Raw genomic sequence first — 16151 nt, 5'->3', positions numbered from 1 at the left:
CGCGCGGCGAGGCGAGCCGCGGCGAGGCGAAGCGCCCGCGCGGCGAGGCGAGGCGCCCGAGAGCCTAGCTCTCGCCTGCCCCGTTGCGGTACGCTCCGCCGCCCCATGACCCTCAAAATCGCGATCGTCGGCTGCGGCAAGATCGCCGACGGCCACATAGAAGAGATCCAGAAGATGCCGGAGCGGGCCCGGGTCGTCGCCGTATGCGACCTAGAGCTCCTGATGGCCGAGCAGATCGCGGTGCGCTACGGCATCCCGAGCCACTACGACTCGTTCGACCGGATGCTCGACGTCGAGAAGCCCGATGTCGTCCACATCACCACGCCTCCGCAGTCGCACCTGTTCCTCGCGCGGCGGGCCATCGAGGCGGGCGCCCACGTCTACGTGGAGAAGCCGATTGCGCTCAACCTCTCGGACGTGCGGCGCCTCATCGAGCTCTGCACCGCGGCCGGGAAGAAGATGACCCTCGGCTGGGAGTACCAGTTTGATCCGCCGGCCATCGAGATGCGGAGGCTCATCGGCGACGGCGTGCTGGGCGACCCCGTCCACGTGGAGAGCTGCTTCGGCTACAACCTCTCCGGCCCCTTCGGCACGGCGCTCCTCGGCGACGGCACGCACTGGGTCCATCGCCTGCCGGGCAAGCTGTTCCACAACAACATCGATCACCTGCTGAACAAGATCGTCGAGTTCGTGGACGACGAGCAGCCGAAGGTCACCGCGACGGCCTACGCGCTCCGGGAGAAGCGGTATGGCGACGCGCGCGACGACATGCTCGACGAGCTCCGCGTCACGGTGCAGGGCGCGCGCGTCAGCGCCTACGGGACCTTCTCGTCGCACGCGCGGCCGCCCGGGCACTTCCTCCGCGTCTACGGCACGAAGAACACGCTCCACGTCGACTACACGAGCCGCACGGTCACGCTCGACGCGTCGCCGAAGCTCCCGAGCGCCATCGGGCGCGTCGTCCCGGCCTTCGATCAGGCCCTCTCGTACCTGCGCGAAGGGGGCAGGAACGTGGTGAGGTTCGCCCGCAGCGACTTCCACTTCTTCTCGGGGATGAACCGCCTGATCGGGCTCTTCTACGACAGCATCACGCGGGGCGCGGAGCTGCCCATCTCGTACCGGGACATGATCCGGGTGGCGTGGATGATGGATGAGATCTTCCGGCAGGTCCCGCAGGAGAAGGCGCGCACATGAAAGTCCTTGTCACCGGCTCGAACGGCTTCCTTGGGTCGGCCCTCGTCGACCGGCTGCTCGCCCACGGCGAGACCGACATCCGCTGCCTCGTCCGCCCCGCGAGCAACCGCGCGCGGCTCGAGGAGCTCGAGAAGCGCCACGGCGCCCCCCTCGACGTCGCGGTGGGCTCCCTCGCCACGAAGGAGGCCGCCGAGCGCGCGGTCGAGGGCGTGGACGTCGTCTACCACGTGGCCGCGGCCATGGGCGGCGCGCCCGCGGACATGTTCCTGAACACCGTGGTCGCCTCGAAGAACCTGCTCGAGGCGCTGGTCCACACGGGCCGATCGCCGCGCGTCATCCTCGTCAGCTCCTTCGGCGTCTACGGCGTGGCCGACCTCCCGCGCGGGTACATCGTCGACGAGAACACCCCGCTCGAGTCGCGCCCCGCGCAGCGCGACCTCTACTCGCAGGCGAAGCTCCGGCAGGAGAAGCTCTTCTGGGAGTACCAGGCGCGCTACGGCTTCCCGCTCACGGTGCTCCGCCCCGGCGTCATCTACGGCCCGGGCGGCAACGCCTTCTCCGGCCGCGTGGGGATGAGCCTGTTCGGCGTGTTCCTGCACCTCGGCGGGCGCAACCTCCTCCCGCTCTCGTACGTCGACAACTGCGCCGAGGCGATCGCCATCGCCGGCCGGAGCGAGGTCGCGAAGGGGCAGGTCTACAACGTCCACGACGACGACCTGCCCACGGCCGACGTCTACCTCGCCCGCTACAAGCGCGAGGTGAAGCCGATCCGCTCGCTCTCGGTGCCCTATGTCGCCCTCACCGGGATATCGAAGCTCGTCGAGCGCTATCACGCCTACTCGAAGGGGCAGCTCCCGGCCGTCTTCACGCCGTACAAGACCGCGACGTCCTGGAAGGGGAACCGGTTCGACAACACAAAGCTGAAGGCGCTCGGCTGGAAGCCGCTCGTCTCCACGGAGGAGGGCCTCCAGCGGGCGTTCGCCTACCTCCGGGACCGCGCGACATGACGCGGCGGGCGCCGCTCGCGCCGCTCGCCCTGGCGCTCGGCCTCGCGGGCCTGCTCGCCGGGTGCGACCGGCGGCAGACCCCGGGGCCCCCGGCGGTCCACAGCGGCGCCGACCCGCAGACGCAGGCCGGCGCCGCGGCGCTCGGGGTCGCGGCGCCGGGCGTCGCGGCGCCGCGCTTCGAGGGGCCGCCCGCGCCGGCGGCGGCGCCGGTCAAGGGGCACCCGCGGCTCTGGGTGCGCGCGGCCGACCTGCCGGGGCTCCGGGCGCGCGCCACGCCGGCGAACCCCATGTTCAAGGAGCTCGCCACCGTCACGGCCGAGGCCGTGGCCGCGATGGACAAGGGGAGCATCCCCTCCGAGGGCGACTGCGCCTTCAGCCGCGTCTACTGCGAGGCGCACGCCGAGCTGTTCGCCTTCATGTCGCTCGTCTCGAGCGACGAGGCGGCCCGCAACGACTACGCCGCTCGCGCGCGGAAGATCCTGCTTTACATCGTCGACCGCGTGAACAAGGGAGATCCGAAGGACCCCTTCAACCACAGATTCTCGACCGGCGACCGCGCCCGCTGGGCCGGCGAGTCGTTCGGCCTCACGGTCGACTGGATCTACGGGTACCTCTCGGCCCAGGACAAGGCGGCGATACGGCCCGTGTTCCTGCGCTGGGCGGAGGATCAGCTGAAGTCGTCGACGACGAGCCACGACCACCCCGAGCCGGTGGGCAAGCTGAACGACCCGGCGATGCTGAAGGAGCCGCGGAAGCGCAGGTACGCCGTGAACAACTACTTCACGTCGCACATGCGCAACCTCACGCTCCTGTCGCTCGCGTTCGACGAGGCCGACGATCCGCCGGATCCGAAGCACAGCGGCACCTACCCGCGGCTCAGGGACTACTTCGCCAACGTCACCGGGGCGTGGCTCTACATGACCGACCACATCCTCCGGAACGACGCGCGCGGCGGCGCGCCGCCGGAGGGCTTCCAGTACGGCCCCGCGACGCTCGCCTACGTGAGCCAGACGCTCCTCGCCATCCAGACGGCCGGCGAGGCCGATCCGGCGAAGTGGGGCCCGCAGGTGCACCTCGACGGCAACCCCTTCTGGCACGAGTTCATCCCGGCCCACGTCCACAGCCTGAGCCCCGCCGCGCCGGCGGGCCGGATCGGGCCGACCCACGAGGCCGCGTGGACGGGCGACGGCCAGCGCTACGAGTACACAGATCACATCGATCCGTTCGCGGCGCTCGGCCTCCACGCCCAGAACAGCGGCAACGCCGAGCGCCTCAACGCGCTCCGCTGGATGGCCGTCCACGCGAGCCCGGGCGGCGCCGCCGGCCTCGCGCGGCGCGCCCGCTCGCAGCTCGGCCAGGTCCACAAGCGCCACTCGATCCTGTACTTCCTGCTGCTCGACCCGGCGGTCACCCCGACCGATCCGCGCCCCTCCATCCCGCTCACGCACTACGGCCCCGGCCTCGGCCAGGTCTTCGCGAGGACGAGCTGGGGCCCCGAGGCGGCGTGGCTCCAGTTCCAGCTCGGCTGGGAGCACATCGATCACCAGCACGGGGACGGCCTCAGCTTCGGCTTCTACCGCGGCGGCGAGTGGCTCACGAAGGAGCGCATCGGGTACGGCGCCTTCTTCGGGAGCTCCGAGCAGCACAACACGCTCGCCGTCGAGAACGACCGGAACCGCCGCCACGACGACCCGAACCGCGGCTGGCTCTGGCGGAGCGGGTCCCAGTGGCCGCTCGTGCACACGAACGATCCCCGGGTGCTCGCGAAGAGCTTCGCGCAGGACCACGTCTACGTCCTCGGCGACGCGACCCCGCTCTACAACTCCGACTACGAGAACATCAACGACGTCACGCACGTCAGCCGCTCGCTCGTGTGGCTCAAGCCGGACCACCTCGTGATCTACGACCGCGCCGCGACGGGCAAGGAGGGGCGCTTCAAGCGGTTCTTCCTGCAGACGCCGAGCGCCGCGCTCGTCGCGGGGAAGCTCGCGACCGTCACGACGCCCAAGGGGCAGAAGCTCTTCGTGACCGCGCTGCTGCCGGAGAGCGCCGTCGTCGTGGCCGAGCCGTACAAGCCGACCGGCACCTGGGACACGAAGCCGGCCGAGTTCGAGCCGATGCTCGCGACCTTGCGGACCGAGCCGCCGGCCCCGATGCCGAAGGACGCCCGCTTCCTCCACGTGCTGGAGGGCGCGGCCGGCAACGCCGCGGCGACGCCGGCGACGCTCGTGCGCACGAAGCAGGGCACGCCGTTCGTGGGCGCGGCGGTGAAGGGCACCCTGGTCCTGTTCCCGGTCGATCTGGGCGCCGTGTCCCAGGTGCAGTTCACCTCGCTGCCCGGCGTGACGAAGCACCTCGTCACGGGGCTCGCCCCCGGCGCCTCGTACGACGTGATCCGGAAGCCCGCGGGCGGCGGGGACGAGATCACGATCCGCCCCGGCTCGGCCGCCAAGGCCGACGAGGGCGGCGTCCTCACCTTCTGAGCCGATCGCCCTGCCGCCCGCGGTGGACCTGGGTCGCCCCCGCGCTCGGGGGGCGAGGGGGACTCCCGGTCGGCTTGTCCTCGGCGCGGCGCCCTGCGATAATTTAGGTTCCTTGCCCGCCCCCTCCACGGAGATGTCATGAACAAGAAGCACCTCGTCTCAGCCGGCGCATTCCTCGTCGCGCTGGGCGCCCTGTTCATCCCTATCGAGGGCAAGGCCCCCGCCGCGACCGGCCCGATCGCGAAGGCCACCTCGCTCGATCTGTCGGGCTTCTCGAGCGCCCGGCCCGACACCCCGCTGGATCTCCTGTTCATCCATCACTCCTGCGGTGGCCAGCTGCTCACGGACCCGGGCGCCGAGAAGGAGAAGGCGTCGTGCGTCTACGAGGCGCACCCGAACGGGGGGGGCCTCAAGAAGAGGCTCACGGAGCACGGCTACCGCGTCCACGAGGCCTCCTACGGCAGCGAGATCGGCGAGAACACCGATCTCTTCGACTGGGCGCCCAAGTTCCGCGACAAGATGGACAAGGTGCTCCGGGTCGCGCTGAACGACCAGATGCACCCGGACGGCGTGGTGAACCGGATCGTCGTCTTCAAGTCCTGTTATCCCAACAACCGCTTCGTCGGCGAGGGCACCGCCCCCGGCAACCCGGCCGGCCCGGAGCTCACCGTCTGGAACGCCAAGGCCACGCTGGCCTCGCTCTTGCCCGACCTCGCGAAGCGGAAGGACACGCTGTTCGTCTACGTCACCGCCCCCGCCAACGTCCTCAAGCGCTCGAAGGAGCCCGCGTGGAAGTGGACCGCGAAGCAGATCCTCGGCAAGCCGTCCGAGGCCGAGGTCGCGCAGCGGCAGGCCGACCTCGCCCGCTCGTTCAACAACTGGGTCAAGTCGCCCGACGGCTGGCTCAGCGGCTATGCGGAGAAGAACGTCGTTGTCTTCGACTACTACGACGTGCTCACGAACAAGGGCGAGTCCAACTTCTCCCTGTTCGGCTCGGAGGGGAACACCGACAACCACCCCTCGCGCGAGGGCAACGAGAGGACCGCGGACGAGCTCGTGCCGTTCCTGAACCAGGCCGTGCGCCGCATGGGCCTCAGCACGTAGATCCAGATCGAGATCGAGATCGAGAGGGCGGCGACCGATGTCGCCGGGAGGAGCGAGCGCAAGTTGCTTGACGCGGGCCGCGATTCTCCGGAACGTCCCTCTTCACCCGAACCGCGTCTTCGCTGAGGACCCTCGTCATGCTCGCGCTCCCCGGGGTCATCCTTCTCATCATCTTCATCTACGGCAGGCCCCAGGAATGGGACGAGCGCTTCGAGAGCCTGCCGTTCCTGTACCTCTGGTTCGCCCTCTCCTTCATGGGCATGGGCCTCGACCTCGCCCTGGGCAAGGTCCGGCTGAAGGCGACGCCGCAGCTCCGGTGGGCCATCGTCGTCTACGTCTGGTGCGTGATCACGCTCGGCCTGCGGAACCCCGGCGATTTCTCCGCGAACTTCGTCGCGATCAGCGTGACGTTCGTGCTCTTCTTCCTGATCGGGCACAGCCCCGACGGCTTCAAGGGCTTCCAGAAGCTCGCGACGACGGTGCTCGTGATGGGCCTCTTCGTCGCGGGCGTCGCGGTGCACCAGGGGTTCTCGTCGTTTCAGTGCCTCGCGATGACCCAGACCATCGGCGGCTCGCGCGGAGAGGCCGGCATCCCCGACGGCCGGTCCTGCGAGAGGCGCGTGGACTGCCGCGAGGCGCCGGGCGCCGATCCCGAGGCCGAGTACCTGTGCGAGCGCGTCGGCCTCTTCAAGACGTCGACGATCAACGGCCGCGTGCGCTGGCGCGGCGTGCTCCAGGATCCGAACGAGCTCGCGCTCACGTCGGGCATCGTGCTGCCGTTCAGCTTCGCCCTGTTCGAGCAGAAGCGCTCGTTCATGCGAGCGCTCCTGGTCCTCGCCTCGCTGCTCGTGATCGCGACCGCGATCATCCTCACGCAGTCGCGGGGCGGCCAGCTCGTCTTCGCGACGGTGCTGGGCGTCTACTTCGTCAAGAAGTACGGCCTCCGCGGCGCGGTCTTCGGCGCGGTCTTCGCGGCGCCGCTCATGCTCCTCGGCGGCCGCGGCGGCGGCGAGGCGGACGAGTCGGCGAACGAGCGCACCGAGATCCTCTCCGAGGGCCTCCTGATCTACCGGATGTTCCCGCTGATCGGCGCGGGCTACCGCCAGTTCACGGAGCACCACTGGCTCACGGCGCACAACGCGTACCTTCTCGCGCTCTCGGAGCTCGGCCCGCTCGGGATGTTCGCGTGGACGGCGATGATCTATCTCACGCTGAAGATCTCGCTGGTCGCGCTCAAGCGGTACGAGCACGGCGCCCAGTTCGCGATGATCCGCGCCTGGTCCATGGCGATCATGGCCGGGTTCTGCGGGATGATGGTCGGGATCTTCTTCCTCTCGTTCACCTACCACTACGTGCTCTGGATCTACTTCGGCCTCGCGGGGGCGCTGTATTGCGCCATCAGGAGCGTCGACCCGAACTTCTCGATCCGGCTCGAGAAGCGCGACGCGTACCGGCTCATCCTGGCCGACGTCATCGTGATGCTCGTGATCTTCGCGCTCAGCAGGAGGGGCTAGCTCCGTGCGCCCGAAATCCCGCCGGGGATCGCTGGCGCGCGGAGCTTTGGCGGCCGCGGCGCGGGCCCCGGGGTGCGGGGCGCGCGGCGCCTGCTCAGCGCCCGAGGCCGAGGACCATCACGAGCGGCGTCTTCAGGATGATCGAGAGCTCCATCTGCAGGAACGTCGAGAGCTTCTCGAGCGAGGCGGCGTACGCGAGGTCGAAGAGCAGCTTCATCCGCATGTCGTCGGCCTCGGCCCCCTCCGCCTCCTCGAGGCCGAACGGGTTCGTCAGCGTCGCCTCGAAGGCGGCGACCTCGCTCTCCGCCGGGGCGCGGCCGGTGTAGCCCAGCGACACCTGCGCGAGCCCCGTGATGCCCGGCTTGATGTCGCGCATCCGCTCCTCGAAGAAGGGAATGGCGAGCGCCAGGTTGACAAGCAGCTCCGGCCGCTCGGGGCGCGGCCCCACGATGCTCATGTCGCCCATGAGCACACTCCAGAACTGCGGGAGCTCGTCGAGGCGCGTCTTGCGCAGGAAGCGGCCGACGCGCGTGATGCGGGGGTCGTCCTGCTGGGCGAGCACGGGCCCGGTCATCTTCTCGGCATCCACGCGCATGGAACGGAACTTGCGCATATGGAACTCGACGAACCGCGGGTAGCTGACGCCATCCCGCACCTCCGTGCCGATGAGCATCCCGGCGCGGCGCTGCAAATAGAAGATCGGCCCGGGCGACTCGAGGTAGATGGCCGCGCCGATGAAGGGGTAGAGCGGGAGGGTCAGCGTGAGACCCACGAGCGAGCCCGCGAGGTCGATCGCACGTTTCGCTACACGAACGCCAGGTGTCACTGTTTACCTTGTGGCTCCCATAGTCGAGAACGTGGTAGGGTACAAGCTCGGATGGAGGTTTGGGCGTGATCCGACTCCGCGTACCAGGTTCGTTGACCTATCGCCACCTCGCCCTCCGCGTGGTGGCGGCCGCATGCAAGATGGCCACGCCTGGGAGGGTCGAAGGCGGATCGCCCGGCATGACCCAGGAGGATTTCGAGGACCAGACGGTCTCGGCGTTCGGCGAGGCGTTCAACAACATCGCCATTCACGGATACCGCGATGGGCCACCGGGCGACGTCGACATCGAGATCGAATCCGGCGCGGACGGCATCATCATCCGCTTGATGGACACGGGTCGCAGCTTCGATCCCGCGGCCATCGACAACCCTCCCATCGACGACCTCCCCGAGTCCGGGATGGGGCTCTTCATCATCAAGTCGTTCATGGATGAGGTCGATTACTGTCCTGGCAGCCCGAATGTCCTCCGCCTGGTGAAGCGGCGGGAGGGCAGCTCATGCATCGCCGGCGACGACAGTGAAGGCAGCAGCGAACAAGAGCATTCCGATGCCGATTTCGCCGGGGCGACGGGGCATCGGACGAGCAGTTTTCGAATGCGGAGCGTCTCCCGCTTGGGCGCAGCCCGCGCCGCAGGGGGAATCAAAATCCAATGAGCTATACGCGGACCGATAACGGCAGTGAGACAGTTGTGCAGTTCGAGGGGACCCTCGACGCGGTGACCGCGCCGGAGTTCAGGACGTTGGTGGACGAGCTGGTGGCCGAGAGCCGGCAGAACATCACGCTCGAGCTCTCGTCGCTCCGGCTGATCGACAGCTCCGGCGTCGGCGTCATCGTCTCGCTGTTCAAGCGGGTACGAGCCAACGGCGGCCAGGTGCGCATCGTGGGGCTGCGGGATCAGCCGCGCGCCATCTTCCGCCTGCTGCGCCTCGATCGGGTGTTCCCCACGTGACGCTCGGAGGCGGCGCGCGCGCCGCCGGCCCGGCGATAGCGTCCGCGGCGGCGCGCCGCGACGGGAGCGCTCGGAGCGCTCGGAGCGCTCGGAGCGCTCGGCGCGCCGCTGCGACCGGGGCCGTGGCCACGCCGCTTCCTGCGTGCGCCGGGGGCGTGACGGGCGTGAGCTAGCACGCGGTGAGCACAGGCCGCGTGCAACAAGCTGGCGCTCGGGCGTCGCACGTCTACGATAGGCAGCCGTCTGCCGGACTGGGGTGCGCGTTCTCCGGGTCGGGCGGAGCAAGGGCAACGCAACCTTCGAGGAGCGCGGAATATGGACAAAGAAGATGAACCAGCAGACCTCCGGGCCTAACCCGCCCCAGGAGGCGCTCGGGGCGCTTCCCGTCGATGCAACGGCGCGACCTGGGGGCCCGCAGCCGCCCAGCATCAGCGCGATGATCAACCGGACCCTTGCGCACTGGTACGTGGCGGTGCTCGTGGCGCTCGCGGGGATCGGGTTCACGGTGCTCGTCGTGCAGTCGAGGAAGCCCGCGTACCGCTCCGAGACGGTGATCTTCTACCGGGAGGGCGTGAAGGCGACGTACCTCGGGCCGGACGGGCCCGACCCGCTCCGCACCCTCTCCGCGCGGCTGAAGGAGACGCTGCTCGCGCGCTCCAACCTCGAGAAGGTCGTGACCGAGTTCAACCTCTTCCCCGAGGTCCTCGAGAAGCGGGGCATGGTCGACGCGGTCGACCGGCTCCGCCTCAAGATCACCTTCAAGGCCCGCTCGACCGACACCTTCGCGATCTCGGCCGAAGGGCAGACGCGCGAGCAGGCGCAGGAGGTGACGCAGCGGCTCGCCGACATCCTCGTCGAGGAGACGACGCGCATGCGCAGGTCGCAGGCGAAGCTGACGAACGAGTTCCTCGACGCCGAGCTGAAGCGCGCCGAGCAGGACGTCGAGAAGGCCGAGACCGAGCTCGCGGCGTTCCTGGCCGAGCACCCCGAGTTCGCCGCCGAGCAGAACACGGCGGGCGGCGCGCAGGCCGGCGCCGCCGTCCGCGAGCGGGAGCGCCGCTCCACCACCACCGACCCGACGCTGGAGGCCCTCGAGCGGCAGGTGCCCCGCCTGCGCAGCCGGCTCACCGGCAAGCCGGAGCAGGCGGCGCAGAGCGCCACGGGGCTGCCCTCCCCCGCGCTCGTCCGGCAGAAGGAGCAGGCGGAGCAAGAGCTCGCGACCGCGCGGCGGGATCTGGGCGACAAGCAGTCGCGCTTCACCGAGCAGCACCCCGATGTCCGGGCCGCGGTCGCCCGCGTGAACAACGCCGAGGCGGCGCTGCGGCGCGCCGAGGCGGCGCTCCTCGTGCCGCCCCCGCCGGAGCCCGTGATGGAGGTCCCCGCGACCGACGAGGCCGAGAAGGCGAAGATCAGGGCCCAGCTCGCCAAGATCGAGCGGGAGATCGCGGCGCGCAGGGGCGCGAAGATCGGGACCGCGGCCGACGCGAGCGAGACGGCGAAGGCGATCATCAACACCGAGACCGACTGGTCGCGGCTCAGCCGCGAGAAGGCGCGGGCGCAGCAGCGGCTCGCCGATCTCGAGGGCAAGTCGTTCCGCGCGGAGATGGCGGCGAGCTCGGAGCAGGGCGGCTACTCGGCGCAGATCGAGGTGCTCGACCCGGCGTACAGGCCGAGCGCTCCATCGAGCCCGTCGCGGCTGATCCTCGCCGTCGCGGGGCTCTTCGCGTCCGTCGCGGCCGGGATCGCCGCCGCAGCAGCGCGTGGCATCGTGCTCGACGATCGGGTTTACGACATGGAAGATATCGATCGAATGGCGCTCGCTCCGGTGCTCGTCGTCGTGCCGGCCGCCGCGCGTGGGTCCCGGGGGCGCCGTGGCTGAAGCAGGCGGAGCTGAGCCGGGAAAGCCGCCGCCGGTCGCTTCCTTGGAGCGGGCGCTCGATCAGGTCTGCGACTTCCTGAGTCGCGCGGAGCAGACCGCGCGGGTCCGCGCGCTCGTCATCGAGGCGCGCCGGCTCCGCAACGTGGTCGGCAACTGGCGCTCGATCGCGCCGGATCCGGACGTGCGCGAGGAGATGATCGCCCGCGTCCTGCGCCTCGCGAACGACGCCGAGGACCTGGTCGCGGCGGAGCGCCCGAGCTCCAGCCACGAGGACCCGAACGCCGCGTTCGACTCGCCGACCATCCGCCAGGACCTGCCGCACATGGGGCACCAGCCGCCGCACGGGATGGGGCTGCGCATCGGCCCCGCGCCGATGGCGGGGGGCCATCCCGGCATGCAGCCGCCGATCAAGGGGCCGCCGCAGACCGCGGCGATGTTCCTGGCGGGGCTGTCCGGGGAGCAGCGCGGCGCGCCCCAGGGCCACCCGGCGATGCACGGCGCGCCTGCGCCGGCGCTGCCGCCCGGCCCCGAGCGGCACTTCGCGGGCCCGGTGGTGACGCGCGTCGTGGACCTGAGCGCCACGCTGAGCAGCCCCGGGCTCGTGTCCAGCGGCCCGGGAGCGGCGAGCTCATCGGCGCTGCCGGGGCCGAACGAGCGGGTCGGTGCGCCGCCGGCGCGCGACGTGGGCGTCCGCAACGCGGCGGGGCCTCCTGCGGGCGCGGCGCCGCCGCTGGAGCGCTCGTTCAGCGCGACCTTCCGCTCGCCGCCGTCGCTCGTCTTCGATCGCGTGGTGCCGCCCGCGGCGCACGAGGTGACGGTGCGCGAGGTGCCGCCGCCGCCGCGGCAGCAGCAACAGCAGCCGCCGCCCGAGAGGCCGCTCGAGCGCTCGGGCACCGCCGCGTTCTCCTCGCCGCCGTCGCTCATGTTCAACCGCGTGGTGTCGACCCCGGCGCAGCAGGCCGTGGACGCGAAGCTGCAGTCGCTGGACCCGACGTTCGAGGAGCCGCCGTCGCTGCACATCGAGCACATGCGCTCGCTGCCCGGCGTGCCGGAGAGCGCCGGGCTGCTCCCGGCGGAGTCCCTGGGCGGCCCGGGCGAGGTCACCGTCCGCCCGCTGCCGCTGCCGGACGCCGTGGATGCGAACATCGTGATGATCCACGCGCCGTACTCGCCTCAGGCCGACGCCTACCGGACGCTCCGGCGCAAGCTGCCGTCGGGCTCCGGGACCACGATCGCCGTGACGAGCGCCGGGCCGGGCGAGGGCAAGACGTCGTGCGCCATCAACCTCGCGCTCGCCCTCCGCGAGACCGTCCGCGGGAAGATCCTCCTCGTCGAGGCGAACATCCGCAAGCCCGGCATCGCGAAGGCGCTGCGGTTCGAGCCCCCGAGCTGTTTCACGGAGCAGCTCCAGCGGCACGCCTCCGACCGGTTCGCCCCCTGGGTCGTCGTCGACCAGGCGGCGCCGGCGCCCGCCGTGGCGCCCGGCGACGACGGCATCGACGTGTCGGACCGGAGCGCGGCGCCGATGGGCGGCAGGTCGCCCGACCCGAGGCTCTCCGTCCAGACGCCCGTCCACATCCTGGCCGTCGATCCGCGCACCGAGCGGCCGCCGATCCTCGACTCGGTGGCGTTCTCGACCGCGATCGAGAGCCTCAAGCGCGCGGGCTACTCATACATCGTCATCGACACACCGCCCGTGCTCGGCAGCATGGACATGAACGTGATCGGCGACTCGGTGGACGGCGTCCTTCTGACGTCGCTGGTCAAGAAGTCGACCCGCAAGGCGATCCGCCAGGCCATCGACCAGCTCCGACCGGCGCCCATCCTCGGTGTCGTCCTGCTCGACGCCTGAGCGCTCGGCGCACGGCCGGCGACTTCCCTGCCCGAAAGGTCGGGGAGGCGTAGCCGCGCGCCGGCTCCATGGTTACCTTGCGACCCTCATGCGCTCCGGACGAGGTATTGCGGTCGCGGCCTTCGGTTGCGCGATCCTCACCCACGACGACGCCCGAGCGCAGGAGGCGTATCTCCAGGGCGTCTTCACCGGGTCGATCGGCATCACCGACAACGTGAGCTCGGCGGCGGAGCCTCCGGCCGGGCCCGGCCCCGACGCAGACGGCTTCGGGACCGCGAGCCCCGGCCTGATCTTCACCTACACGACGCCGCGGACCGCGCAGACGCTGTCCTACACGTTCTCGACGAGCTTCTTCTTCCTGCACTCGGAGGCGAGCTCGTACTCGAACATGGCCATGTGGTCCGGCCGCTTCGTCACCTCGCCGAGGACGTCGCTGACGCTCGGCGCGGCCGGGTCGCAGGGCCAGCTCAACACCTTCCAGCTGGAGCAGACGCCGGGGACCACGACGGTCCAGGGCACCGCGGGCGGGACGACGAACTTCGTGCAGGCGTCGTTCAACGAGGGCTTCTCGTTCCAGGCCTCGCCGGTCTGGGCGCTCGGGCAGGCGGCGACGTTCCTCGTCTACAACCCGCTCCAGGCTCGCCCGCAGCGCACGTACAGCGCGGCGAACACGCTGAGCGCGCAGCGCATCTTCCGCCACGACACCGCGGCCCTCGCGCTCTCGGTCGGCTACACCCATTTCGACAACGTCCCGGTGACTGACACCGATCCCACGACCGAGGACACGACAACGGCGCGCGACCAGCTCCTGACGACGCTCGTGGCGAGCTGGCAGCACGACCTCGGCCGCCGCTTCTCGAGCCAGCTCGACCTCGGCGGGGTCGTCGCGACGGACCTGACCGGCGGCGCCGACTCGCTCGTGCGGCCCGCGGGGCTCGCGGCGCTGCGCTACACGCACGATCGGGGCGAGGCCGAGCTCGCGTACGCCTACTCGGCCACGCCCAACGTCTTCCTGCAGCAGATCCAGCTCTCGCATCAGCTGACGCTCCGCGCCGCCGCGCCCCTCCGCCCTGCCTGGCACCTGTCCGTCGAGGGCTCGGCCGGCGGTCAGATCGCGCAAGCTCTCGAGGCGAACGCGGCCGGGGAGCTCGAGACGGGGCCGACCACGATCGCCGTGCTCACCGACGTCGCGCTGCTCTGGAGCCCTCCCATCGTCATCCCCGACTTCGCGCTCGCGCTCCGGTACCAGCACACGAACCAGCGCAGCGCGGCGAGGACGGCGGAGCTCCCCGACACGCGCATCGTCCGGAACACGCTCCTCGTGTCCGTGTCGGGCGCGTTCCCGCGGCGGATGGAGCCGGGCTCGCGCATCTCGATGACCCAGCCCTTCGGCTCGGCCGGCCCCGCGGGCGCGCCGCGCCGGGAGCCGACGCCGATCGAGCCGACCGAGGGCGCGGAGCCGTCGTCCGCCGGCGACGCCGCGCCCTGAGCGCGAGGGCGCTCAGGTGCGCCGCGCGAGGAGGAAGGCCCTGTCGTCCTCGGGCAGCTGATCGCCGCGGAACTCCTCGAGCATGTGCGTGAGCTTGTCGGCGATCGACGCGACCGGGCGGCCGGCGTTCGTGGCGCACAGCTTGGCGAAGCCGGTGCCGAGCGCGTGCAGGCCGAGCATCTGCTTGGACGAGTTGCGCAGCTCGGTGAGCCCGTCGGTGTACATCGCGAGCACCTCGCCCGGCGCGAGCACGCTCTGGTGCGCCTCCATGGGCACAAGGCCGATCCCGAGCGCCGGGTTGACGGCCGCCTGGAGGTGGCGCAGGCCGCCCTCCGCGGTCGCCACCAGCGCCGGCGGGTGCCCTGCGTTGACGCATTCCATGCGCCCCGTCGCCGGGTCGAGCGCGACGGCCACCATCGTCACGAACGACTGCTCGGGCAGGTACTCGCAGAGATAGGCGTTCAGCCGATCCATCATGCCCGTGATGCCGCGGCCCGCGTCGACCGTCGCCCGCACCATCGTGTGCACGCTCGACCCGATGAGCGCGGCCTGGAGCCCCTTGCCGCAGACGTCCGCCACCGCGAGCATCAGGCGGCCGTCCGGCATCGGGACGATGTCCACGTAGTCGCCGCCGACCCACCGGCACGGCTCGAAGCCGAGCGCCACGTCCAGCGCCTTGAACTCCAGGCGCTTCGGGACGAACGTCCGCTGGATCTGGTGCGCCATCTCGAGCTCGCGCTCGATCGCCGCGTGCGCCTGCGCGTGGCGCCGCGCCTCCCACGCCGACTCGGCCTGCTGATAGACCTCCGACGCGAGCGCGATGAGCCCGAGCCACTCGACGCTGCCGAAGTCGGGCGGCAGGGTCACGTAGAGCAGGTTCATCAGCTGCTCCTCGACGCGCAGCGGACAGGCGACGACCCAGAGCGCCATGACGTCGCGCGACATCGTGAGCTCGACCGTGGCGCTGTCGCTCACCAGGTTGCCGGCGAGCACCGGCTCGCGCGTGTCCTGCACGGCCGCGAGCACGCGGCGCGAGATGTACGGCGGGGCGACGGAGTCCTCGCGCCGGAGCGACTGGAACGGGCGGTGCGGCCCGGACAGGATCGTCAGCGCGCCGTTCTGCCGGAGCCGCAGCGCGAGCGCCATGCTGCCGTGGAAGTCCTCCCGGACCATCAGCTGGCAGAGCGCGTCGAACCGATCCGTGGCGTCCTCGATGCTGAGGAGCCGCCGTGACAGGTCCATCAGGGTGAACAGGTGCTTCGCCGCGATCCGCGGCGGGTCGAGCTCGCCGAGCTTGCGGATCGCGGTCGGTTTGTCCTCCTCGAAATGGAGTCCGCCCGGCTCGATCGGCACGCGGGGGGCGCGCGCCGTGAGCTGGAACTCGAGGACGTAGTCGCCGATCCCGATGCGATCCCCTGGCTTCAGCACCTTCTCGTTGACCCGCTCGTCGTTGACGAGCGTGCCGTTGGTGCTGCCGAGATCGCGGATCCACCACCGGCCGAACGGATCGCAGAAGAGCTCCGCGTGGCGCCGGGAGACCGTGTAGTGGTCGAGCGTGAGCTGCACGCCCGGCGCCCTGCCGATGACGATGTGAGACTCCGTCAGCGGCCGCCGGGTCGCCGGGAGATCGCCGAGCCGGATCTCCAGGTGGCCCTTCCAATCCGAGCTCGATGGCGCAGGGCCCAGGCTGTCATCTGCAGGCGACATCGTTCGACCTGGCCCGACCATGGGCGGCGGCGTGGACATGGACCGTCCTCGATGGGTACCGAACCGGCGCCCTGACATCAAGGGGATGCTCGCGATTTCGCGAGCGCGGCGAGATCCGCATCGGTAAGGCCGTGAGTCTCCCTGCGC

At 70.7% G+C, this 16151-nt stretch carries 12 protein-coding genes; 10 read left to right on the top strand and 2 right to left on the bottom strand.

Going from position 1 to position 16151, the window contains the following annotated elements; genetic code table 11:
- The first annotated feature begins 105 nt into the window (after positions 1-105).
- From WMF17_RS05345 to WMF17_RS05325, 5 genes are all read left to right on the top strand, one after another.
- Positions 106-1194, top strand: coding sequence for a Gfo/Idh/MocA family protein (locus tag WMF17_RS05345; protein WP_437487021.1), 1089 nt, complete (start codon positions 106-108; stop codon positions 1192-1194).
- Complete coding sequence (locus WMF17_RS05340) at positions 1191-2201, top strand: NAD-dependent epimerase/dehydratase family protein (protein ID WP_437648488.1); 1011 nt, start codon at positions 1191-1193, stop codon at positions 2199-2201. The genes WMF17_RS05345 and WMF17_RS05340 overlap by 4 nt, the downstream gene beginning before the upstream one ends.
- On the top strand, positions 2198-4684 hold the full coding sequence (locus WMF17_RS05335) for a hypothetical protein (RefSeq protein WP_437648487.1): 2487 nt from the start codon (positions 2198-2200) through the stop codon (positions 4682-4684). Before WMF17_RS05340 ends, WMF17_RS05335 begins: the two co-directional genes overlap by 4 nt.
- A 138-nt stretch (positions 4685-4822) precedes the next feature.
- A complete protein-coding gene (locus tag WMF17_RS05330; RefSeq protein WP_437600851.1) occupies positions 4823-5788 on the top strand; it encodes a hypothetical protein in 966 nt (321 codons plus the stop codon).
- A gap of 137 nt (positions 5789-5925) precedes the next feature.
- Positions 5926-7302 (top strand): O-antigen ligase family protein, encoded by a 1377-nt coding sequence (locus tag WMF17_RS05325; RefSeq protein WP_437648485.1) that lies wholly within the window; start codon positions 5926-5928, stop codon positions 7300-7302.
- 94 nt (positions 7303-7396) lie between these two features.
- On the opposite strand, the gene WMF17_RS05320 is transcribed toward WMF17_RS05325, so the two are convergent.
- Positions 7397-8128, bottom strand: coding sequence for a sugar transferase (locus tag WMF17_RS05320; RefSeq protein ID WP_437600849.1), 732 nt, complete (start codon positions 8126-8128; stop codon positions 7397-7399).
- Positions 8129-8193: 65 nt separating this feature from the next.
- Between WMF17_RS05320 and WMF17_RS05315 the strand changes: the two genes are divergently transcribed.
- The 5 genes from WMF17_RS05315 (at position 8194) to WMF17_RS05295 (ending at position 14297) form a co-directional block, all read left to right on the top strand.
- Entirely contained in the window at positions 8194-8781 is a 588-nt protein-coding gene (locus WMF17_RS05315) for an ATP-binding protein (RefSeq protein ID WP_437600848.1), read from the top strand.
- Positions 8778-9077 (top strand): STAS domain-containing protein, encoded by a 300-nt coding sequence (locus tag WMF17_RS05310; RefSeq protein ID WP_437487014.1) that lies wholly within the window; start codon positions 8778-8780, stop codon positions 9075-9077. Before WMF17_RS05315 ends, WMF17_RS05310 begins: the two co-directional genes overlap by 4 nt.
- A 328-nt stretch (positions 9078-9405) precedes the next feature.
- Positions 9406-10956, top strand: a complete 1551-nt coding sequence (locus WMF17_RS05305; protein ID WP_437648483.1) for a GumC family protein — start codon at positions 9406-9408, stop codon at positions 10954-10956.
- A complete protein-coding gene (locus WMF17_RS05300) occupies positions 10949-12808 on the top strand; it encodes a CpsD/CapB family tyrosine-protein kinase (RefSeq protein ID WP_437648481.1) in 1860 nt (619 codons plus the stop codon). Before WMF17_RS05305 ends, WMF17_RS05300 begins: the two co-directional genes overlap by 8 nt.
- 88 nt (positions 12809-12896) lie before the next feature.
- The gene (locus tag WMF17_RS05295; RefSeq protein ID WP_437648479.1) at positions 12897-14297 is read left to right on the top strand and encodes a hypothetical protein; all 1401 of its coding nucleotides are present in this window, start codon (positions 12897-12899) and stop codon (positions 14295-14297) included.
- Positions 14298-14309: 12 nt separating this feature from the next.
- Here the strand turns inward: WMF17_RS05295 and WMF17_RS05290 are convergent, their stop codons facing one another.
- The gene (locus tag WMF17_RS05290; RefSeq protein WP_437600843.1) at positions 14310-16004 is read right to left on the bottom strand and encodes a SpoIIE family protein phosphatase; all 1695 of its coding nucleotides are present in this window, start codon (positions 16002-16004) and stop codon (positions 14310-14312) included.
- Positions 16005-16151: the final 147 nt, after the last annotated feature.

Origin of the sequence: Sorangium sp. So ce362 (assembly GCF_051519845.1) — a bacterium.
In the GTDB taxonomy this organism is placed as follows: Bacteria; Myxococcota_A; Polyangia; order Polyangiales; family Polyangiaceae; genus Sorangium.
This window is presented reverse-complemented; position numbering and strand designations above follow the sequence as displayed.

Excerpts from the sequence above, each read along its gene's own strand:
- WMF17_RS05345 (WP_437487021.1), top strand. The coding sequence starts at position 106 with ATGACCCTCAAAATCGCGATCGTCGGCTGCGGCAAGATCGCCGACGGC.
- WMF17_RS05340 (WP_437648488.1), top strand. The coding sequence starts at position 1,191 with ATGAAAGTCCTTGTCACCGGCTCGAACGGCTTCCTTGGGTCGGCCCTC.
- WMF17_RS05335 (WP_437648487.1), top strand. The coding sequence starts at position 2,198 with ATGACGCGGCGGGCGCCGCTCGCGCCGCTCGCCCTGGCGCTCGGCCTC.
- WMF17_RS05330 (WP_437600851.1), top strand. The coding sequence starts at position 4,823 with ATGAACAAGAAGCACCTCGTCTCAGCCGGCGCATTCCTCGTCGCGCTG.
- WMF17_RS05325 (WP_437648485.1), top strand. The coding sequence starts at position 5,926 with ATGCTCGCGCTCCCCGGGGTCATCCTTCTCATCATCTTCATCTACGGC.
- WMF17_RS05310 (WP_437487014.1), top strand. The coding sequence starts at position 8,778 with ATGAGCTATACGCGGACCGATAACGGCAGTGAGACAGTTGTGCAGTTC.
- WMF17_RS05305 (WP_437648483.1), top strand. The coding sequence starts at position 9,406 with ATGAACCAGCAGACCTCCGGGCCTAACCCGCCCCAGGAGGCGCTCGGG.
- WMF17_RS05295 (WP_437648479.1), top strand. The coding sequence starts at position 12,897 with ATGCGCTCCGGACGAGGTATTGCGGTCGCGGCCTTCGGTTGCGCGATC.
- WMF17_RS05290 (WP_437600843.1), bottom strand. The coding sequence starts at position 16,004 with ATGTCGCCTGCAGATGACAGCCTGGGCCCTGCGCCATCGAGCTCGGAT.